Below are 21,133 nucleotides of genomic sequence, written 5' to 3'. Positions count from 1 at the left end.
ACTCGTGAATTCACAAGGAAAGAGCTTCATTGGAAGCGGGGGGCTTCGAAAAGCTGCGGCACTAGCCGTCGGATTACCGGTTCTGCTCTCCTCGGTGGCTTTGACACCCGCTCAAGCTGCGCCCGCTTCCGGTTCAACGGTCTTCGGATCAACGGGTGCGGGAGTTGCCCGGAATGTCGACCCCAAGTCTTATCATGATGGCCGCTACGTAGTGGTGCTGGCAGAGAAGCCAGCGGCCACGTACGACGGCGGAACGCCCGGCTATGTGCCCACCAAGCCGCAAGCGGGAAAGAAACTGGATGTAAGCAAGGCCGAAGTGAAGCAGTACCAGGCCCACTTGCAGCAGAAGCAGCAGGACGTGGCCAAGCAGCAGAGCGTGAGCATCAACCGCGACTACACCACAGCCATCAACGGCTTCAGCGCCACCCTGACCGCGAACCAGGCCGTCAATCTCGCGAAGAACCCCGATGTTCTCCTCGTGGCCCCGGACACCCAGTCAGCTCCTGACTACTCCACCACCGATTTCCTCAACCTCAGCGGACCGAACGGGCTCTGGAACACCCAGTTCGGCGGCCAGGACCAGGCCGGAAAGGGCACTGTGGTGGGCGTCATCGACACCGGCTACACGCCCACAAGCAAGTTCTTCGCCGGCGATCCCGTCCAGCCGTTGGTCGGAAACCCCCAGGTAGGCGTCCCGTACCGCACCAGTGACGGCAAGATCGCCATGTTGAAGGCCAACGGAGACACGTTTGTTGGCGAGTGCCAGAAGGGCACCGACACTGGAGCGGCTTTCGACGGCACCGCGTGCAATTCCAAGGTCCTCAGCGCCCACTACTTCGCAGATGCCTTCCTGCAGTCTGTTCCGCCAGCCCAACGGGCACCCCAGGAACAGATCTCGCCCATCGACGTCGCGAGCCACGGTACGCACACGGCCAGCACCGCGGCAGGAAACTCCGGGGTGGAAACGTTCGTGGATGGCCGCAGCTTCGGCAAGACGAGCGGCGTGGCACCAGCTGCCAAGCTCTCGATCTACAAGGTCTGCTGGGAAGACACCAACCCCAATTCGGGTGGCTGCTACAGTTCCGCAGCCATCGCGGCCATTGACCAGGCTATTGCCGACGGCGTGGACGTCCTGAATTACTCCATTTCCGGTGCCACTGACACCACCACCGACCCGGTCTCGCTGGCGTTCCTCTCGGCTGCGTCGGCCGGCATCTTTGTGGCCGCGTCTGCCGGAAACTCGGGACCCCAGGCCAGCACCGTCAACCACGGCGCACCCTGGATGACCACCGTTGCGGCTACTTCGTTCTCCCAGGCGCTCCAGGGAACCGTCGAATTCTCCGACGGCAGCAAGTACCGTGGAGCCAGCATCATGAACCACCAGGTGAGCGGGGCCGGCGTCGTGCTCGCCGCAAACGCCGCCTCAGGTACCGGCAACGCGGCGCTCTGTGCGCCCGGGTCCCTGGACCCGGCGAAAATCGTCGGCAAGGTAGTGGTGTGCGACCGCGGCGTGGTTGACCGCGTCGCCAAGAGCGCCGAAGTCCTCCGCGGTGGGGGTGTGGGCATGATCCTCGTCAACCTCACCACCTCGTCGCTGGACACGGACAAACACGCAGTGCCCACCGTCCACGTGAACCCGCCGGACTCGCAGGCCATCAAGGACAAGGTCGCCGCCAACCCCGCGATTACTGTTTCCCTGGTTGACCACGACACCACCGGGCTTCCGCTCGAGGCTCAGCCGCAGATCGCCGGATTCTCCTCCCGCGGCCCGCTCCTCGCCACCGATTCGGATCTGCTCAAGCCGGACGTTTCGGCTCCCGGCGTTGCCGTGCTGGCCGGAGTTTCGCCCATCGGCAGCAACGGCGATGAGTACGGATTCATGTCCGGGACTTCCATGGCCTCCCCGCACATCGCAGGTTTCGGAGCCTTGATTCTGGCGAAGAACCCCGATTGGTCACCGGCGACGGTCAAGTCGGCCATGATGACCACCGCGAGTGACGTCAAGCTGGCCGACGGAACCAAGAACACGGACGTCTTCGCCACCGGCGCGGGAGAGATGAACCCTGCCAGCGTGCTGGAACCGGGGCTGGTCTACGATGCCGGAACCGAGGACTACCTGAAGTTCATCCAGGGTACCGGCGTGGATCTCGGCATGCCGGGACTCGGCTCTACCTTGCCGCGCGACATGAACCTTCCATCGTTCGCCCTGGGCAACCTCGCGGGCAAGATCGAGGTCACCCGCACCGTCACGGCCCTGACTCCGGGACTGTACCGGGCCACGGTCAATGTGCCCGGTGTTGACGTCAAGGTCACTCCGTCCGTGCTGAACTTCAATGAGGTCGGCCAGAAGAAGACCTTCAAGGTGACGTTCGAGAACAAGAGCGCGGCACTGGGTACCTTCGCGATGGGATCGTTGAAATGGGAAGGCGCCAACAAGTCGGTGGTCTCGCCGATCGCGGTTCGTCCGCAGTCGGTGCTGGCTTCCAAGAGCGTCGCCTTCACGTCCCAGCAGGCGAGCGGATCCGCTGACATCAACATCGTCTCCGGTTCCGACTCTCCGACGGCCGTGACCGTTGACGGCCTCTCCAAGGCCGACTCCTCGCCCGCGGAATTGGTTCCCGGTCCAGTGAATGTGGCGAACGATGCCTCGAACTTCGTCAAGACCGCCACGGTTCCCGCCGGAACGGCGTTCGCGAAGTTCTCGGTGATCTCCTCGGATCCCACGGCGGATTTCGATCTGTATGTTCTGTCGCCGTCGGGTCAGTTGTTCACGGCAGCGACACCGAGTGCCAGTGAGTCCCTCTCGCTCGACAACCCGGAGCCCGGGACGTACACGATCATCGCGAACTTGTATGCCAGCCCCAACAACCGGCCCACCAAGGCCAGTGTTGATGCCGCGATCCTGGGCGCAAACCAAGGCAACGCCACGGTCACGCCCAACCCGATCAAGATGAAGAACGGCAAATCCGGGAAGCTCACCTTCGCGTGGAGCAAGCTCACACCGGGCTCCTACATCGGTCGACTCACATTTGCCGGCACCAGCTCGCCGACCTTTGTGTCGGTCCTCGTCTCGGCAAACGGCAGCGTGTCCGTGGTGCCGAATGATGACAAAGAAGGCCAGCACGGCAAGGGCAAACTCCAGAATGAAGGGGACGACCAGTCAAACAACGCGCTGTAGTGCGGCATTGACGGTCTGACAGGTAAACAAGGCAGCGGCCGGCGGCATATCCCGCCGGCCGCTTTCTTGTCTTCGCACGGACGCCGGCTCACGTATAGGGCAAAATTCGTGGACGCTCGCTCACCTTTATGACCCTTTTGGCCGACGCCCGCTCACGTATGTCGCTAAACGGTGGAACCCTCTTGCAGATCATATGAGCGGGCGTCGGCTGGGGAGGGGATATATGTGAGCGGGCGTCGGCTGGGGAGGGGTTATATGTGAGCGGGCGTTGGGCTAGATGTTTCCCGTGGAGCCCGCCACGCCGCCGAGGAGTGCAGCCATGGTTCGCCAGCGGGCGATCTCGCAGCCGTCCGTCCGGCTGAAGCGGCTGCTGACCTCGCGCCCATGGAACCGGCCCGTAACCGTCGCCACCTGCGGGCCGCCGTATTGTTGGGTGCAAATCCGGTCCGGGCGGGGAACCGGAAAGAAGATCTCTTCGCCGAATTGCTCGACGGCGGCAAGCGCCGCGCGGGGGTCCGGAAGGGTCGAGCCTTCGGAAACTTCGCCGCCCGAGCCGAGCAGGACGAACTCGTAGTCAACGGCGCCTGGTGCCTCCGTCAGCGTGACGGTGAGTTCGACGTCGTACTTTCCGGTGCTTGAAGTCATTGCTGTCCTTCGTGAGACGGTGTTGGTACGAGGAGTTCCAAGAGCGGCTGCACTTCGTCGAGGACCCGGGACCGGAGCGCCTGGGCCTCGGCGGCGAATGCCCTCTGATACTCAACGTACTCGGCCTTGCCTTGCGGTGTCTCGATCCTGATGGCCGGATACCCCCACTCTTCAAGGTCGTAGGGGGACGCCTGCATGTCCATGGCCCGGATCCGCCAGGACAGCTCGAAACAGTCCATCACCAGTTCGCTCGGCAGTGCCGGCGTCAGTTTGTACGCCCATTTGTAGAGGTCCATATTGGCGTGCAGGCAGCCGGGTTGCTCCATGGTGCGCTGGTTGTCCCGCGTCGGGGTGAGTTCGTTGAGCGGGGTGGCGTCAGGAGTGTAGAAACGGAAGGCGTCGAAGTGCGAGCACCGGATCCGGTTGTCCTCCACCACGGTGTCCGTGCCTTCCGAGCCGAGCCGCAGCTTGAGGTATTCGTGACGGAGATCGAACTTGTCCTGGCGGTAGACCATGGCCCACTCGTGCAGCCCGAAGCAACCAAACTGGGCAGGCCGCGCAACGGTTCCGGCGAGGATGATGCCGGCGAAGCGAATGGCCTCGGTGCGGTCGGCCACGAACCGGCTGCGGTCGAAGGTGACCGCCACGGTACCGGCGGGCAGCCCCGCGGACGCCAACGCGCCGTCGTCGAGCACTTGGTAATACTTCCATCCGGCCCGCTCGGCCGCCTTGGGGCCGGAGAGGACGACGCCGTCACCCGGGTGCCAGCGCAGCAGCTGGCCGGGCTTCTGGGTGTAGTAGGTGAAGAGGAAGTCTTCGACCGGATGCTTCTGGCCGGCAGAGCGACGGGCCAAGTATGGCTTGGCGTAGCGGTCAACGCGTTCGTGGTGGGCAGCCTCCAGCGCGAGCCATTTCTCTTGCGCGAGGTGCTGGTATTTAAGCTCCGGCACCGCTTGAACCCAGAATGTCGGCGACAGCGGCCCAGGCGGAGATTTCGCAGCCGTCCGTCAGTTTGTAGGCGGACTCGACGCCCACTCCGTCAACGGCGCCGGTGACTATTGCCGTCTGGGGTCCGCCGTAGCGCTGGTCGCAGACTTGGTCGCTGGGGCGCGGCGTGCGTACGAGGAGGGCGGGGTCTTTCTTCAGGGCAGCGCACGCTGCGGCTGCGGTGGGGTGGTGGCTTTCAGCGGCGGGGACGCCGCCGGTGCAGACAAGTGTGTAGCTTTCAGGGGCTGCCGTGGGGGAGGGCCTGACGATGATGGAAAGTTCGGCTTCCCCGCGGCCGGATGAGCTGGGCACGGTGGGGGAGAACGAAGGGGTCGGTTTGCCGCTGGGAGACGCCGTTTCGTCAGGTAATAGTCCTGTGGGGCTGCTCGACGGCGGGGACGACGTGCTGCTGCCGGGCGCCGAGGTGCTGGGCGGGTTGCCTCCGGGACTCGGCGTGCAGGCGGCAAGGCCAGCGACGGCGAGGACGGCCAACACGGACCGGACTATTCGCAGGCGCATGGGGGATCTCCTTGATTTATGCCAGTTTATCGCCCGTACCGGCAGCATGGTGCTGCGTGGCCGCGATGAGCCCGGTCATTGCCCGGTGCAGTTCGGCTACTTCGGACCGCGTGAGTTGAAGCCGCTCCATGATGGTTCCAGGCACGGCCGTCGCCTGTTGCCTGAGGGCGGCGCCGGCGTCGGTCAAGGCAATGGCGAGGGCCCTTTCGTTTCCATGGATGCGGTTGCGGGTCACGAATCCTGCTTCCTCGAGTCGCCGCAGGATGGGCGAAAGGGTGGCTGGCTCGTGCAGGAGAGCTTCGCTGATGTCCTTGAGCGTGCGCGGGCTGCGTTCCCAGAGGGCCAGCATCACAAGGTACTGCGGATGAGTCAGCCCCATTTTTTCAAGCACCGGCTTGTAGACGCCCACCACGCTCCGCGACGCCACCGTCAGGGCGAAGCACAACTGACGCTCAAGCAAGAGGTCATCTTCAGGCGGCGCGGTGGTTTCGGGGGCAAGGGGTGTGCCTGCGGCAGCCATGGCGTACTCCGTTCCGTGTGGGCGACCGGGCTGTTCCGGTCGATAGTTAGTGCACTAATTGTTAGTGTACTCTTAAGCGACAGCATCCTTTTGAGAGAGGGTAGACCACGTGGCCAAAGAGACCATGACCCAGAGATTCATGCGCGCAACCGGCAAGCTGCGGGTCATTTTCGGGCCGGCGCACAGCAGTTCCCTGGATCATGAAATGACCGAGGAGAACAAGCGCCTCCTCGTGCGGCGCCAGGCCGAAGCGCAGCAATGGGAGACCATCCGCAGGCCGGACGGCAGCACCTATGTGGTCCCCAAGAACCCGGACGATAAGTCCCTTCGCTAGCCCCCACCTCGATGGACGACCGCCCGGGCCTTTTATGGCTTGCGGGCGTAAAATTGGCCTCACTGGAACCACTCAGCTCCAACCGCACGGCTGGACTTCGCAGCGGGGAAGGAGGTGGGAATTGTGGGACATGCACTCGATAGCTTTATGAAGGTCACAGATCGACTGCGCTTCTGGTTCGGCCCGGCAGCCCGGGGCGACATTGATGCGCCCGTAGTCCACAAGCATGACGACTTCGAGACGGCGTCGGAAGAAGACCTGGGGCATTTCGTCGTCGAAACAGACGACCAAGGCCACCACTACGGAATCCGCAAGGAAACCGCCTGAAGCCCTTTTGCGGCTCCACGCCGCGGGGAAGCAAAAGAACCGGAGCGTAGGCTCCGGTTCTTTCACGTTAAGTACTTCAATTCCCGACGGCGGGCGCCCGGCTGTGCGTTCCCGTCAGGGGCCGGCTAGCGGCCGGTGCCGCCGTAGACGGTTGCCTCGGCGTCGCCGTCGAGATCGAACGCCTTGTGGATGGCGCGCACGGCGTCATCCAGCAGATCGGCGTGCGTGACCACGGAGATGCGGATCTCCGAGGTGGAAATCATGTTGATGTTGATGCCCGCGTCGGAGAGCGCCTTGAAGAAGGTGGCAGAGACGCCGGGGTGCGAACGCATGCCGGCACCGATCAGGGAAAGCTTGCCGACGTTCTCGTTGTATTCGATGCTTTCGAAGCCGATTTCAGGCTGCGCCGCACGGAGTGCGGTGAGGGCGTCGGCGCCTTCCACGATGGGCAGGGTGAAAGAAATATCCGTGCGGCCGGTGCCGTGGGTGGACACGTTCTGGACGATCATGTCGATGTTCGAGTGCGCCTTGGCGATGACCTGGAAAATGGCGGCGGCCTTGCCGGGAATGTCCGGGACGCCGACCACGGTGACCTTGGCTTCTGAACGGTCGTGTGCAACACCGGAGATGATTGGCTGCTCCAAGGCAACTCCCTCTTGAATCGTGATCTTGTCATCGGCGCTGGGCAGGACCCAGGTGCCTTCGTTCTGGCTGAATGAGGACCGGACGTGCAGGGGCACTCCGAATCGGCGGGCGTATTCCACGCAGCGCAAGTGCAGGATCTTGGCGCCGGAAGCTGCCAATTCCAGCATTTCCTCGCTGGAGATACGGTCGATCTTCGTGGCCGTGGAGACCACGCGCGGGTCCGCCGTGTAGATGCCGTCGACGTCCGTGTAGATTTCGCAGACATCCGCTTCGAGGGCGGCGGCAAGCGCCACGGCAGTGGTATCCGATCCGCCTCGGCCAAGGGTGGTGATCTCCCTGGTGCTCCGGGTCATGCCCTGGAAGCCGGCCACGATAGCCACGTGACCCTTGTCCAATGCAGTTCGGATGCGGTGGGGGTCGACGTCGATAATGCGGGCCTTGCCGTGGATGCCGTCCGTGATCATGCCGGCCTGCGATCCGGTGAACGACTGGGCGGACGCGCCGAACTTGTTGATGGCCATGGCGAGCAGGGCCATGGAGATGCGCTCGCCCGCGGAGAGGAGCATGTCCATTTCGCGCGCGGGTGCAGAATCGGTGACTTGGGCGGCGAGATCCAGGAGTTCGTCCGTGGTGTCTCCCATGGCGGAAACCACCACAACAACTTCATTGCCGGCCTTTTGGGCGTCAACCACACGACGGGCAACACGCTTGATGCCTTCTGCATCGGACACCGAGGAGCCACCGAACTTCTGCACGATCAGCTGCTTGGTCTTGGCAGTCTGCGCGGTCAAGTCTTCGGTTTTCACTTCGGTCGTGGGCAAACTCATGCGCGCACCCTCACTGCTCAATTGGGGATCGTACGTTGCGTGGCCAGATAGCGGCACGGCTACGTGGCTTATGTGGCCAGTTTATCGCCGGCCGCGGCGGGCGGGGGAATTGTGACCAAATCTCGGCCCTCGGGCGCATGCGGGGCGGTTTCGGCGTGGCGTACGATCAAGAAATACGCAGCCTGGGGGCATGTGGGCTCACGGGAATTGAAGCGTACTTGTTCTGTTTGGGGGAAACAGGTGAGTAGGGCATGTCCATAGCTGAAAGTTCAATCGTCCCGGGCAGCGGCGCCCTCGGCGTATCCGCGGAAGGCGTCGCACGCCGCTTCGGCACGGTCCACGCAGTAGAGCACATCGATTTCCACGCGCCGGCAGGGAAGGTCACGGCGCTCATCGGACCCAACGGGGCAGGCAAAACGACGCTCCTTCTCATGCTTGCATCGCTCCTGCGGCCGGACTCCGGAACCATCAGGATCAACGGCCTTGACCCGCTCCAGGACAGCGCCGCCGCCCGGCTTCAGATCGGTTGGATGCCGGACACCCTGGGGGTGTGGGAGTCCTTGACCGCGCGCGAAATCCTGGTCCAGATGGCGCGGTTCTACCGCCTGCCCAAGGCCGGCATAGTGCACCGCGTTGACGGCTTGCTCGAACTTGTCCGGCTGGATGGGCTAGCCGACCAGCCCGCCCGCGTCCTCTCCAGGGGCCAGCAACAAAGGCTCAGCCTGGCCAGGGCCCTCATCCACGACCCCTCTGTGCTTCTGCTCGACGAGCCTGCGTCCGGCCTCGATCCGGGATCCCGGGTGGAGCTCCGAACCCTGCTGCGCCGCCTGGCCGGGGAAGGGAAGGCCGTGGTGGTTTCCTCCCACGTGCTCAGTGAGCTCGATGAAATCGCGGACGGAGCGGTGTTCGTCAGCCAAGGCCGCACCGTGAAACAGCAGACCCTCGAGGAGGCTGCCCTGCAAGGCCGGCGCTACGCGATCACAGCCCTCGACAACGCGGCCCTCACCGCAAAGCTCAGTGAAATCGGGCTGGAATACCGGGTGGAAGCGGGCCGTCGCCCCTCGGTCACTTTGCTGTTGACGCACGACGACGGCGCTGCCGCCCTCTTGGGCGAACTCGTCCGGTCCGGCATCGGCGTGGTTTCCTTCGCCCCCGCAGCCGGTGCCTTGGAAGAGACGTACATGAACCTGGATACGGAGAGGCCATGAGCGACGTGACTGAAACCATGCCGGGCCCGGCGGGTCCGCAGGGAGCTACGGGAGGCTGGAACGCCGTCGTCGGCTATCTTGGCGGGATACGCGACGTGGTGGTCCTCGAGATGAAACAACGCTTGCGCTCCCGCGGCTGGTACATCATGTTGGGCATCTGGTTCTTTGTCATCGCGATGGTGACGTGGCTGACCTGGATCGCTTGGAACGCCAGCATGGAAGCGCGTCGCTCCACGATCCCGCCATCGGCGCTGGCCCCGCAGGACGGGGCGGGGTCCATGATCTTCGAGGTCGTGCTGGCTTTTGTGCTCCTGTTTGCCCTGCTCGTGGCACCGGCGCTGTCCGCCAATGCCATCAACGGAGACCGGGCCGGGGGCACGCTCGCCATCCTGCAGATCACCTTGCTGACCCCGGGCCAGATTCTGTGGGGCAAGTTCTGTGCGGGATGGCTCGCGGCGCTCGCCTTCCTGGCGACAAGCGCCCCGTTCCTTGTCTTCGGCATGTTCCAAGGCGGGCTGACCCCGGGGCACGTGGTGGTTTCCTTGCTGATGCTCGCGGTGGAACTTGCCGTTGTCTGCGGGATCGGAGTGGGGATTTCTGCGCTCGCGGGGCGCCCCCTGTTCTCGATCGTGGTGACCTACTTGGTGGTTGCCGCGCTGGTGGTCGGATCGTTGGTTTCGTTCGCGCTGGGGGCTCAATTGGCGCAGGGTACGGTGTTGGCCAATACTCCCGTTGGCCGTCCGTTGTCATATGTTCCAGTGCAGCCGGATCAACAAGGGCAGCCGACTGAAGCGGTGCAGCCGGGCTACACCTGCGAGGGTCCCCTGGTGGAGCATTCGGCCGTCCGGACCGATCGCGTGGCATGGATGCTCGCGTTGAATCCCTATGTGGTGGTGGCCGACGCCATTCCGTATCCGGACCGGAGCGGATCGGCGTTCTACTCGGTCGGCATGATCGAGGGCATCAGCCAGGGTGCCAGGTCCGCGCTCGCCGGCCCGGACCACACCTTCACCTGTGCCAACGGCGTGCAGCAGCCGCAGTACCTCAAGCAGTCGACGCCCTTGTGGCCCCTGGGACTCGGCCTGCAAGTGCTCCTGACAGGTCTGCTCATGTGGCTCGGCTGGCGTTCGCTGCGGACGCCCGCCAGCCGGTTGGCCAACGGGACGCGGATCGCTTAAACCGGGCGGGTCGCCGGTGCGCTATCGGCGTGCTGCCTACATGAGGGCGTTGCGGCGACCCTCGAAGGCCCTTCCGAGGGTAACTTCGTCCGCGTACTCCAGATCTCCGCCCACCGGGAGGCCGGAAGCAAGCCTGGTGACGGTGATGCCGATCGACTTCAGCATGCGGGCCAAGTAGGTCGCCGTCGCTTCGCCTTCGAGGTTGGGGTCGGTCGCGATGATGATTTCCTGGATGGCGCCGTCGTTGAGCCGGGTCAGAAGCTCGCGGATGCGGAGTTGCTCGGGCCCGATGCCGGCAATCGGATTGATGGCGCCGCCGAGGACATGGTACCGGCCGCGGAAGGACCGCGTCCGTTCCACCGCCAGGACGTCCTTGGATTCTTCCACCACGCAGATCACCGAGGGGTCGCGGCGCGGATCGCGGCAGATGTTGCACAGCTCCTGCTCGGTGACGTTGCCGCAGACAGTACAGAACTTCACCCGTTCCTTGACGGTGGTGATGGCCGCGACCAGCCGCTTCATGTCCTCGGGATCGGCCTCAAGGATATGGAAGGCCAGACGCTGCGCCGACTTCGGCCCGACGCCAGGGAGCCGGCCGAGCTCATCGATCAGCTCTTGTACTGCGCCTTCGTACACAATGTCCTCGTTCATTCGGTGTGGACGCCGTTCCTGTTCGGCTGGCGTCTCGGTTTGGTGGCACCATTTTGCGGCGCCCGTGGGCCCTCGCGGGGTTCCAGGAGGTTTCCCGCCGAAGTCCGTGCGGCCCCGCGCAGGGTGTGGTTACGGCGCCCGGTTTCTGGCGGCTTGTTAGCGGCGCATGCTGTCCAGCGACCGTTCTTCCAGTAGCTTCCCGCCCAGAATACGCTCGACGGCGGCCCGTCCAAAGACTCCCGACTCCTCGATCGTTTCGTCGTCCGCACTCGGGATGTCTTCCACCACGCTGCCGGGAGCGACGGCAGCCCGTGCCGGTGCTTTCTCGCGTCCAGCCATGGCTTCCGGGCTGTTGGAAAGCCGTTGGTAGAGGCTCTGCTTCCCGGTCCCCGAAGGCGCCGACACTGTTGCTGGCGCTGGCGCTGGGGCAGGCGTAGGCGCGGGGGCAGGTGCAGCGGCTGGCGCTGGGGTTAGTACGGGCGCCGGGGTTAGTGCGGGCGCTGAGGCATGTGGCTGGTGTGGAATCTGCGCGGCGGCAGGCTCATAGACGGGACTGGACGTAGCCGGCGTGGAGGACGTGCCCTGACGGTCGGAGTCGGCAGAGGTGCCCGAAGCCGCGGAACCAACGTTGGATTCTGCGCCGACCACCCACGAGCCGGGCGCGTGCTCGACGGCCCTGGACCACGGATCTTCCGAGGCATCGGACTTCGGCTCCGGAGATGCTTTGGTGGAGCGCTCGTTCGCGGGCGCAGAACCGGCGGAGGCTGGGGCGTTCGACGCCGAGGCGTCGCCTAGTGGCGATGCGGTCGGGGCCGGGGCGGCGGCGCCGGCCGTGGAAGTGTAGCCCGAAGGAGCCGACGGTTCCCAATCCATGGGCGGTTCTTCGTCCAGCGGCGGAGCGTCCTCGTCCCGGGGGGGACCCCAGTCATCGTCCGAATAGGAATAGTCAGCAACCGGTTCTGCCAGTGCTGCTGCGGACGACGCAGCTGCTGCGGCCGGCGATGCCATGGCAGTCGCCGAGGCCGGAGCCTCCGCAACTTCCGGGGCGGGCTGAACGTGCTCCGCCGGTGCCGGGGCCGTGTGGGTTGGAGGCGTTGGGGTTGGTGCCGTGGGGGCTAGTGCTGGCGGTGCGGTGGCGGCATCGGGCTTGTCTGCTTCCAGGGCGGCAGGGCTTTGCGCCGCAGGGGCAAGTCCCCATGCGGTATCCACAGCGGAGGACGCCGTGGGAGAGGCACCACCCCCGGCAGGGGGCGCCGGGTCAGCCGGTGCTTTTGGGTTTGGTTCAGAGCTACCTGAGCTGTTGCCGCCGACGATTGACGTGATCTGGCAGTCGATGCCGATCGTCTTGTGGATGGCTTGGCGAAGGTTCTCGGCATGGTCTGCGCGGCTGAAGGCGCTCGCAAGTCCGTCCGTGCCGAATGCCAAGGTCAGAAGATGGCCGTCGAATTGTGCCACCTGCGCGTTCGCTCCGACCAAGGCCCAGCTGCTGCGCTTGATCTTGGTCAGCGTTTGGAGGATTTCGGGCCAAGCCCGCCGGATGACCTCTACATCGGCACCGCCCGTAGCGGGCCGCGCGGCCGGTGCGGACGCTGGCTGTTGTGCGGTCGGCGACGGTGCCCCGGGTACTGACTGTTCCGCGGGCGCAGGCGCCGAAGCCTGGGCAGGTGCGGGCGTTTGTTGGGGTGCCGGCGTCGGAGCTGCTGCCGCCACGGGTCCGGGCCGGTCCTGGTTTGCCGCTGGTTGAGCCGATGGCGCAGGGGCAACCGGCTGTGCCGCAGGAGCTTGCGCAACTTGTTCGACTGCAGGGCGGCTGGACTGCTGCCTCGTTTCATCCACGGGCCAGTCGGTAGTGGACACTCTCGGCGGTGTCAGTTGTTCCCGGGACGATTCCCCGGTTGCAGGTGCAGGTGCATAGCCGGGAACCGGTGCCTCAGCGACGTCGGCGGGCCTGGTCGAGGCTGCCCGAGGCGTTGGTGAGTGGAGCGCTGGCGAGGCGGGAGCGGGACTGGCGTCCGCCGTCGGGCGTTCCATCGGGTGATCAGCCGGGCGGGCAGTTGGCGCGGCGGAAGTGGAAGGCGCTGCAGCAGCTTCAGGCGGCGTCTGGGCTGTCGCGGGAGGAAGCGACTCGCCATAGTTGAGGCGGCGTTCGACGCGGTCGATCCGGGCCGCGATGCCACGTTCGGTCTGCTCGGAACTGGGCAGCAGGATCCGGGCGCAGAGCAGTTCGAGATGGAGCCGGGGCGATGTCGCGCCGGTCATTTCAGTGAGTGCGGTGTTAGTGACGTCCGCGGCACGGGAAAGCTCGGCGGCGCCGAGGTTGTTGGCCTGGCTGCGCATGCGGGCGATCTGGTCCGCCGGCATCCCACGGAGGATGGCTTGGGCGCTTTCCGGCATGGCTTGGACGATGATGAGGTCGCGGAACCGCTCCAGCAGGTCCTCGACGAAGCGGCGGGGATCGTGCCCGGTTTGGATGACGCGGTCCACGGCCCGGAAGACAGTGGCGGAATCGGATGCGGCGATTGCTTCCACCACGTCGTCCAGCAGAGAAGCGTGCGTATAACCGAGCAGTGCGACGGCGAGCTCGTAGTCCAGGCCGTTGGGACCGGCGCCGGCCATCAACTGGTCCAATACGGAGAGCGAATCGCGCACGGAACCACCGCCGGCCCGGATGACGAGCGAGAGCACGCCTGGAGCCACGGGCACGTTTTCCTGTTGGCAGAGAAGCTCGAGGTACTGCATCAGGGGCTCGGGCGGTACCAGCCGGAAGGGATAGTGGTGTGTGCGGGAGCGGATGGTCCCGATGACCTTGTCCGGCTCAGTGGTAGCGAAGATGAATTTGATGTGCTCCGGCGGCTCTTCGACGATCTTCAGCAGCGCGTTGAAGCCGGCGGAGGTGACCATGTGGGCTTCGTCAATGATGAAGATCTTGTAGCGGTCCCGGACCGGGGCGAAAGTGGCGCGTTCGCGGAGATCCCGGGCGTCGTCCACGCCGCCGTGGCTGGCGGCGTCGATCTCGATGACGTCGAGCGAGCCGGAGCCACCGCGGGCCAGCTCGACGCAGCTGTTGCATTTGCCGCAAGGAGTGTCCGTAGGGCCTTCGGCGCAATTGAGGCAGCGGGCAAGGATGCGGGCGGACGTGGTTTTTCCGCAACCGCGGGGGCCGGAGAAGAGGTAGGCGTGGTTGACCCGGTTTTTGCGCAGGGCCGTCATGAGCGGCTCGGTGACGTGTTCCTGCCCGATAACGTCCGCGAAAGAATCGGGGCGATATCTGCGGTAAAGAGCAGTAGTAACAGTCACAGGGGAAACCTACCTATAGGGACTGACATTTAAATAAGAGACCCCTCATGCACCCGCCAGAGCCCATCTACCCTTGCTACCTTCCGGTCCTGGGGGAGTTCAACAGGATGACGCCACATGAGGGGCCGTCGACAAGCTTACCCGAAGTTATCGAGCCCTCCGAATCTGCGGACATGTGCCTTGCGGGAGCCGGGAAATGGACATGTCCCTTCGGCGCTCGGAGGTTCCAATGGACATGTCCTCTTCGAGAGCCAAGGAGTGGACATATTGGGATTATGTCCAGTCCTCGTGAGCAGGGGAGGGCATGTCCAGTTGTTAGGGGAGGGCATGTCCGGGGGGAGGCTAGCGCCAGCCGTTCACGGGCCACGTCATGAATGCGGGTTCCTCATAAGGGTGGGCTGCGCGCAGGGCTTGGACTACGGCGTCGAGCATGTCCGCCTCAACGACGCACTCGACCCGGATTTCGGGCACGGTTTCGCCTTGCCCGACCACTCCGATGAACGGTTGCGCTCCCGGTAACGGAGTGAAACGTCCCGTGCCCGGAGTGGTGAAGGAGCAATGCGAATAGTCGCCGATTCTTCCGGCCCCGGCATCGCCGATCGCGGCCAGGAAGCCCTCGCTATGGGATGCCGGGACGTAGACAACGAGGGCGTGCAGTTGGCTCATTCCACCATCCTTCCAGTGTCCGCTCAAAAACAGGTCAAAGGATGGTTTCCAATCTCCATTGCCAAACCGCTGAGCCCAGCGGACTATAGGTATGTACACCGATTGGGGCAATCTCAAGATTGTGAGGTGCAGGGCCTGGTTTCAGGGGCTGGACCCAGCAGCTCAACGGAGTGCCGGAGGAATGGACGCATTGGGGGCGTCCATTTTTACGTTTAAGCGCACGCAGGTCCTGCCGGACACCATGAAAGTCCCGATTGGGCGATGCCGAAATTCTCGGGTACAGTGGAGTCTGCTTTTGATTCAGAAGCAATGGAGAATTCGCCTAGCGGCCTATGGCGCACGCCTGGAACGCGTGTTGGGTTAACGCCCTCGGGGGTTCAAATCCCCCATTCTCCGCGTTTGGCCCCGGTCTTTGGACCGGGGCCTTTTTGCGTTCCGGCCGTATTCGAACCGGGGTCGGATTCCGCCAATCAACCCCACCCCTAAACCCGCTCGGCAGCAACCCGCTCCAACACTTCCCGGCAGGCGAGGATCGCCGGGTGGATCCGGCCTGCCGTGCGCGTCGACGTAAAGACTGTCCGCGTGGGGAGTTCGGGGAGGTCGAGCAGTTGGACCGGCGTCGTCCGGCCTGTCCAGACGAGGTCCGGCATGAGTGCCACGGCATTGCCGGACTCGATAAGCCGGATTTGCGCTTGAAGGTCGGCGGTTTCGTAGCGGACATCGGGCTCGAAACCGGCGGAGCGGCATGCTTGCTCCGCCCAGTGTCGCGATGCCGCACCGTGCGGTTCCATGACCCATGGCAACGAAGCCGTGTCCGCGAGCGAGGAGATCGATTCCCCGCCGAGGCCAACCGGGGGAGTGGCCAGCCTGATGGCGTCGCTGGTCAGGGTGGCCCGGTCCAGGCCGGGGTGGTGCGGTGCGGCGTGCCCGGGATATTGCTCGGCCACCACGATGTCGAAGTCCCGCGCCCACGTTTCGTAGAGCGCGGTCTCGGGTTCGCGCTGGATCATCTCCACGCGCACTTCGGGATACTCGCCCTTCATGATGGTGAGGAAGTTCGGCATGAGAGCGAGAGCGGCGGTTTGGAATACGGCCAGCCGCACCGTGCCCGTCACCGTCGAGAGGGACGCGGCGAGGTCCGTCTCTGCCCGCTCGAGGGTGGCCAGCAAGGACGCGGCATGCTCTACAAGGATCTCGGCCTGCGGCGTCAGCTGGACCCGGCGGCCGGATTTTCTCAGCAGTTTCACCCCGGCTTCCTTCTCCAACAAGGTCAGCTGCTGGGACACGGAGGATGGGCTGTATTTCATCGCGTCCGCCACCTCTGCGAGCGTTCCGCGGATCTTCAGTTCGTGCAGCAAGCGCAGCCTGCGGACGTCCAGCATGTGGCTCTCCAGAAGGTTCGAGAAATCTAATGAATATTCTTCAGAAAAGATCGCTTTTCCTAATCTGATTGTAGATCCATACTGATGGAAACAAAGCACTCTACGCACCAAAAGGAACGAAGCGCATGAGCACACCAACCCGGGATTCGAGCATCGACGCCAGGACACAATCCACCCCGGAATCCGGACACCGCCAGGAGCTGGCCCACGAAGCCATCCAACTGGTTCGACACTGGCTCACCGAAGCCTCGAAGGTCCCCGTTGACGTTTCCGCACAGCGCCTCGCCGGCGTCCTCAAGGACCCGAACGGCCTGGACTTCACCGTGGGATTCGTCGACGGCGTCATCCGCCCCGAGGATCTGACCGTCGCCGGCCGCAACCTGGCCAAGCTTGCCCCGAAGGTCCCGGCCTTCCTGCCTTGGTACATGCGCGCCGCTGTGCGCACCGGCGGCGTGATGGCTCCGGTGCTGCCGCAAGTGGTCATCCCGATCGCCCGCAAAGTCCTCCGTGACATGGTGGGCCACTTGATCGTGGACGCCACGGACGCCAAGCTCGGGCCCGCCATCGCCAAGATCAAGCAGGACGGCGTCCACCTGAATGTGAACCTGCTGGGCGAGGCCGTCCTGGGCGAACGCGAAGCCAGCCGCAGGCTCGAGGGAACCCTCAAGCTCCTGGCCCGCGACGACGTCGACTACGTCTCCATCAAGGAGTCCTCCACGGTGGCCCCGCACTCGCTGTGGGCCTTCGACGAAGCGGTGGACCACGTGGTGGAGAAGCTCACGCCGCTCTACGAGCTGGCCGCATCGTTCCCCAAGCCCAAGTTCATCAACCTGGACATGGAGGAATACAAGGACCTCAGCCTGACCATGGCCGTGTTCACCCGGATCCTGGACAAGCCCGAATTCAAGAACCTCGAGGCCGGCATCGTGCTTCAGGCCTACCTCCCGGACGCGCTTTCCGCCATGCAGGAACTGCAGGAATGGGCGTCGGCCCGCCGCGCAAACGGCGGCGCTCCCATCAAGGTGCGCGTCGTCAAGGGCGCCAACCTGCCTATGGAGCAGGTCCAGGCGTCCATCCAGGGCTGGCCGCTCGCCACCTGGGGCACCAAGCAAGATTCGGACACCAACTACAAGCGCGTCCTCAACTACGCCCTCACCCCGGAACACATCGACGCGGTGCGCATCGGCGTCGCGGGCCACAACCTCTTCGACGTTGCCTTCGCGTGGCTGCTCGCCAAGGAACGCGGCGTCACGAAGGGCATCGAGTTCGAGATGCTGCTCGGCATGGCCACGGGCCAGGCCACGGCCGTCCGCAAGGACGTCGGCAGCCTCCTGCTGTACACGCCGGTGGTGCACCCGGGCGAGTTCGACGTCGCCATCGCCTACCTGATCCGCCGCCTCGAAGAAGGCGCCAGCCAGGACAACTTCATGTCCGCCGTGTTCGAGCTCAGCGAAAACGAATCGCTGTTCGAACGCGAGAAGCAGCGCTTCCTCGCCTCCCTCGCGGAGCTGGACGACGCCGTTCCGGCACCCAACCGGACCCAGGACCGCAACCAGCCCGCGGCCTCCACGCCAAACCATGGTTTCGCCAACACGCCGGACACCGATCCTGCCCTGCCCGCCAACCGGGCCTGGGGCCGCGCCATCCTGGACCGCATTCCGGGCTCCACCGCCGGCAACGCGATTGTTGAAGCCAGCAAGGTCAGCGACTCCCAGGAACTGGACCGCATCATCGCCACCGCGGTGGAACACGGCAAAGCGTGGGGTGCCATGCCGGCCGCAGAGCGCGCCGCCATCCTCCACCGAGCAGGCGACATCCTGGAGTCCCGCCGCGCCGAACTCCTCGAGGTCATGGCCTCCGAGACCGGCAAAACGATCGAACAAGGCGACCCCGAAGTCAGCGAAGCAATCGACTTCGCGCACTACTACGCGGAGCGGGCCAAGGACCTGGAAACGGTCGACGGCGCCACGTTCGTCCCGGCGAACCTCACCGTCGTGACCCCGCCGTGGAACTTCCCCGTGGCGATACCCGCGGGCTCCACGCTGGCGGCACTCGCGTCGGGATCCGCCGTCGTGATCAAACCCGCAAAGCAGGCCCGACGCTCCGGTTCCGTCATGGTGGACGCGCTGTGGGAAGCCGGTGTTCCGCGCGAAGTGCTGGCGCTCGTGCAGCTCGAAGAACGCCAGCTCGGCACCCAGCTGGTCTCGCACCCCAGCGTTGACCGCGTGATCCTCACCGGCGGCTACGAGACCGCCGAGCTCTTCCGCTCCTTCCGGCAGGACCTCCCGCTGCTCGCGGAGACCTCGGGCAAGAACGCCATCATCGTCACTCCGCACGCGGACCTCGATCTTGCCGCCAAGGACGTGGTGTACTCGGCTTTCGGACACGCCGGACAGAAGTGCTCCGCCGCTTCGCTCGTGATCCTGGTGGGTTCCGTTGCCACGTCCGAGCGCTTCCACAACCAACTCGTTGATGCTGCCCGCTCGCTCAAGGTGGGCTACCCGGAAGAGGCCACCACCCAGATGGGCCCGATCATCGAGCCGGCCAACGGCAAGCTCCTCAACGCGCTGACCACCCTCGGTGAAGGCGAGACGTGGGCCGTGAAGCCCGAGAAGCTGGACGAGACCGGACGTTTGTGGTCGCCGGGCATCCGCTTCGGCGTGAAGCGCGGCTCCTACTTCCACCTGACCGAGTTCTTCGGCCCGGTCCTCGGCGTCATGACGGCGTCCACCTTGGAAGAAGCCATCGCCATCCAGAACGAGATCGAATACGGACTCACCGCAGGGCTGCACTCGCTCGATTCCGATGAAATGGGCATCTGGCTGGACACCATCCAGGCCGGCAACCTCTACGTGAACCGCGGCATCACGGGCGCCATCGTCCAGCGTCAGCCGTTCGGCGGCTGGAAGAAGTCCGCCGTGGGCGCTGGCACCAAGGCCGGCGGACCCAACTACCTGGTCGGACTGGGCAGCTGGGTTCCCGCAGAGCCCGGCGCGAAGCGCGGTGCCACGCTCAAGGGTGCGGCAGCTTCGATCCTTGCCGCTGCCAAGGCCGCAGGCCCGCTTGTTGAGGCCGGCGAAGCAGAATCCCTGCAAAAGGCGCTCTTCAGCGACGCCGAGGCATGGGCCACGGAATTCGGCACCCGCAAGGACGTCTCCGGCCTGAGCGCCGAACGCAACGTCTTCCGCTACCGGGCCATCCCCGTGACCGTCCGCTTGTCCGAGGGCGGGAAGCTGGTCGACTTGCTTCGCGTCGTAGCAGCCGGGGCAGTGGCGGGTTCGGCACTCACGGTGTCCTCCGCCGTCGAGCTTCCCGAAGCCGTGGTCGCAGCGTTCGCGGGACTCAACGTGAGCACCCGCATCCAGAACGATGCCGAATGGCTGGCTTCGGCGGCTGCCATCAACGGTGGCCGCATCCGCCTGATCGGCGGGGACAGCAGCGCCCTGAGCGCCGCGACGGGCGGTCGTCCCGACGTCGCGATCTACCACGGCGCGGTGACCCCGGCCGGACGCATCGAGATGTTGCCGTTCCTGCACGAGCAGGCCATCAGCATCACGGCGCATCGCTTCGGCACTCCGAACCACCTGTCGGACGCGCTGATCTAGCGACTCAGCGGGGAAGCAGGGAAGCCCGGCGGGACGGCCACAAGCCGTTCCGCCGGGCTTCCTTGCGCTTATGCTTCGTACCCCAGGCGCCGCAGCCGTTTCCGGGCGGCCTGTTCGCTGGGACCGCTGCGGCCCAACGTCAGGCGCACGACGGCCAGAACCACCCGCGCGGCGAGGATCGACGGGAAGGGGATGGGGCCAAATCGGGCCTTTTCCAGTCCCAGAAGTTCGCGGTACCGGGGCTCCAGGCTGGCCACGGCCGCGGCGAACAAAATCCGGTATCCGGGTTGCAACGACGCTTTCAACGGGGGGTACCTGATGAAGTCGATGGTTTCCCTGAGCCGCTCGTCTGCGCGGAGATGGCCGGAGGCGTACCACCGGTCCATTTCCGAGGCCACCTCGGCGAGGCTCAGGGGAGGATCCTCGACTCCCATGAGGCGGCCTGCCTGGGCCCACTCGCGGATGTAGGCGTCGGCGCCGCCGGGGACCGCCCCGCCCCAGATCCGGTGCGCCGCCACGAAGGAATCCGCATATGCAACGTGGACCCAGCGGAGAAGCTCGGGATCATTGGCCGAATACTCGCGGGTCTGTCCGTGCGCGTCGATGTAACTGCCTTTGACGGAGTCATGGACCCGCCGCACGAATTGGGTCGCCGTGTTGGCCGCGTCCATGGAGCCGTAGCTCACGGTAAAGATCCAACGGATCGTGTTTGCCAGCCGTCCGAGGGGATCCCTTTTGAAGCTTGAATGGTCATAGACCCCCGCCAAGGCGCCCGGGTGCAGTGCCTGCATGAGCAGTACCCGGATTCCGGCGACGATGGTGGACATGGATCCGTGGACAGCCCAGACGGCCGAGCCGGGAAGGTGGTAACCGGGGTCGTTTCCTTCCGCAAGCCGCAGCACCCAGTCGGGAGTGGACTGCGGGTGACCCGTAAAAGTCATCCTCAGTTCCGCTTGCCACTTCTTCAGGAAGGTGACCATGGTCCATTGTCGCGCAGCATTTCGTTGGCGCAAGCGCCGGGCGGCTGTGAAAACAGCGGTAACCGGTTAACGCAGAGGTGGGGGGGGGGGGGGGGGGGGCGCCCGCGGCGCCCGGCGGCGCGGGGGGGGGGGGGGGGGGGGGGGGGGGGGGGGGGGGGGGGGGGGGGGGGGGGGGGGGGGGGGG

16 protein-coding genes, 1 tRNA gene and 1 other RNA gene are annotated in these 21,133 nt (G+C 65.1%); 7 read left to right on the top strand and 11 right to left on the bottom strand.

Annotated features, from left to right (window positions below; all coding sequences use genetic code 11):
- The first annotated feature begins 94 nt into the window (after positions 1-94).
- Positions 95-3,178, top strand: a complete 3,084-nt coding sequence (locus BMF89_RS09025) for a S8 family serine peptidase (RefSeq protein ID WP_253190769.1) — start codon at positions 95-97, stop codon at positions 3,176-3,178.
- A 273-nt stretch (positions 3,179-3,451) separates the two neighbouring features.
- Here BMF89_RS09025 and BMF89_RS09020 read toward each other — a convergent pair whose 3' ends face one another.
- From BMF89_RS09020 to BMF89_RS09005, 4 genes are read right to left on the bottom strand one after another with little or no spacing between them, the layout of a single operon-like run.
- Positions 3,452-3,823 carry a serine protease inhibitor gene (locus BMF89_RS09020; protein WP_078106758.1) on the bottom strand — a complete coding sequence of 124 codons (372 nt, stop codon included), beginning with the start codon at positions 3,821-3,823 and terminating at the stop codon, positions 3,452-3,454.
- Positions 3,820-4,773 (bottom strand): 3-methyladenine DNA glycosylase, encoded by a 954-nt coding sequence (locus BMF89_RS09015; protein WP_078106757.1) that lies wholly within the window; start codon positions 4,771-4,773, stop codon positions 3,820-3,822. Before BMF89_RS09015 ends, BMF89_RS09020 begins: the two co-directional genes overlap by 4 nt.
- A complete protein-coding gene (locus BMF89_RS09010; protein ID WP_078106756.1) occupies positions 4,760-5,329 on the bottom strand; it encodes a hypothetical protein in 570 nt (189 codons plus the stop codon). The genes BMF89_RS09015 and BMF89_RS09010 overlap by 14 nt, the downstream gene beginning before the upstream one ends.
- Positions 5,330-5,345: 16 nt before the next feature.
- Entirely contained in the window at positions 5,346-5,849 is a 504-nt protein-coding gene (locus BMF89_RS09005) for a MarR family transcriptional regulator (RefSeq protein ID WP_078106755.1), read from the bottom strand.
- A gap of 124 nt (positions 5,850-5,973) precedes the next feature.
- Here BMF89_RS09005 and BMF89_RS09000 point away from each other — a divergent pair, with 124 nt between their 5' ends.
- Both BMF89_RS09000 and BMF89_RS08995 read left to right on the top strand, forming a co-directional pair.
- Positions 5,974-6,183: a hypothetical protein gene (locus BMF89_RS09000; RefSeq protein WP_241710118.1), complete on the top strand. Its 210-nt coding sequence runs from the start codon at positions 5,974-5,976 to the stop codon at positions 6,181-6,183.
- Between the two features lie 147 nt (positions 6,184-6,330).
- Positions 6,331-6,510, top strand: coding sequence for a hypothetical protein (locus tag BMF89_RS08995; protein ID WP_139359608.1), 180 nt, complete (start codon positions 6,331-6,333; stop codon positions 6,508-6,510).
- Between the two features lie 125 nt (positions 6,511-6,635).
- Here the strand turns inward: BMF89_RS08995 and BMF89_RS08990 are convergent, their stop codons facing one another.
- Positions 6,636-7,982, bottom strand: a complete 1,347-nt coding sequence (locus BMF89_RS08990; RefSeq protein WP_078106752.1) for an aspartate kinase — start codon at positions 7,980-7,982, stop codon at positions 6,636-6,638.
- Positions 7,983-8,233: 251 nt separating this feature from the next.
- Between BMF89_RS08990 and BMF89_RS08985 the strand changes: the two genes are divergently transcribed.
- Both BMF89_RS08985 and BMF89_RS08980 read left to right on the top strand, forming a co-directional pair.
- A complete protein-coding gene (locus BMF89_RS08985; protein WP_078106751.1) occupies positions 8,234-9,190 on the top strand; it encodes an ABC transporter ATP-binding protein in 957 nt (318 codons plus the stop codon).
- Positions 9,187-10,368, top strand: coding sequence for an ABC transporter permease subunit (locus BMF89_RS08980; RefSeq protein WP_078106750.1), 1,182 nt, complete (start codon positions 9,187-9,189; stop codon positions 10,366-10,368). The genes BMF89_RS08985 and BMF89_RS08980 overlap by 4 nt, the downstream gene beginning before the upstream one ends.
- Before the next feature lie 36 nt (positions 10,369-10,404).
- On the opposite strand, the gene recR is transcribed toward BMF89_RS08980, so the two are convergent.
- From recR to BMF89_RS08960, 4 genes are all read right to left on the bottom strand, one after another.
- Positions 10,405-11,004: a recombination mediator RecR gene (gene recR, locus BMF89_RS08975; protein ID WP_028265726.1), complete on the bottom strand. Its 600-nt coding sequence runs from the start codon at positions 11,002-11,004 to the stop codon at positions 10,405-10,407.
- Positions 11,005-11,175: 171 nt separating this feature from the next.
- Positions 11,176-14,316, bottom strand: coding sequence for a DNA polymerase III subunit gamma and tau (locus BMF89_RS08970; RefSeq protein ID WP_078106749.1), 3,141 nt, complete (start codon positions 14,314-14,316; stop codon positions 11,176-11,178).
- A gap of 33 nt (positions 14,317-14,349) precedes the next feature.
- An RNA gene (ffs, locus tag BMF89_RS08965) (signal recognition particle sRNA small type) lies at positions 14,350-14,446 on the bottom strand.
- Between the two features lie 212 nt (positions 14,447-14,658).
- Entirely contained in the window at positions 14,659-14,982 is a 324-nt protein-coding gene (locus BMF89_RS08960; RefSeq protein WP_078106748.1) for a hypothetical protein, read from the bottom strand.
- A gap of 311 nt (positions 14,983-15,293) precedes the next feature.
- On the opposite strand from BMF89_RS08960, the gene BMF89_RS08955 reads away from it, so the two are divergent.
- Positions 15,294-15,378 (top strand) — tRNA-Ser (locus BMF89_RS08955).
- Positions 15,379-15,464: 86 nt separating this feature from the next.
- On the opposite strand, the gene BMF89_RS08950 is transcribed toward BMF89_RS08955, so the two are convergent.
- On the bottom strand, positions 15,465-16,364 hold the full coding sequence (locus BMF89_RS08950; protein ID WP_078106747.1) for a LysR substrate-binding domain-containing protein: 900 nt from the start codon (positions 16,362-16,364) through the stop codon (positions 15,465-15,467).
- Positions 16,365-16,489: 125 nt separating this feature from the next.
- Between BMF89_RS08950 and BMF89_RS08945 the strand changes: the two genes are divergently transcribed.
- Positions 16,490-19,969: a bifunctional proline dehydrogenase/L-glutamate gamma-semialdehyde dehydrogenase gene (locus BMF89_RS08945; RefSeq protein WP_078106746.1), complete on the top strand. Its 3,480-nt coding sequence runs from the start codon at positions 16,490-16,492 to the stop codon at positions 19,967-19,969.
- A 68-nt stretch (positions 19,970-20,037) separates the two neighbouring features.
- On the opposite strand, the gene BMF89_RS08940 is transcribed toward BMF89_RS08945, so the two are convergent.
- Positions 20,038-20,949 (bottom strand): oxygenase MpaB family protein, encoded by a 912-nt coding sequence (locus BMF89_RS08940; RefSeq protein WP_078106745.1) that lies wholly within the window; start codon positions 20,947-20,949, stop codon positions 20,038-20,040.
- Positions 20,950-21,133: the final 184 nt, after the last annotated feature.

The organism is Arthrobacter sp. SRS-W-1-2016 (assembly GCF_002009585.1).
In the GTDB taxonomy this organism is placed as follows: Bacteria; Actinomycetota; Actinomycetes; order Actinomycetales; family Micrococcaceae; genus Arthrobacter; species Arthrobacter bambusae_A.
The sequence above is the reverse complement of the archived record's forward strand: the minus strand, read 5'-3'. Positions and strand labels throughout refer to the sequence as shown.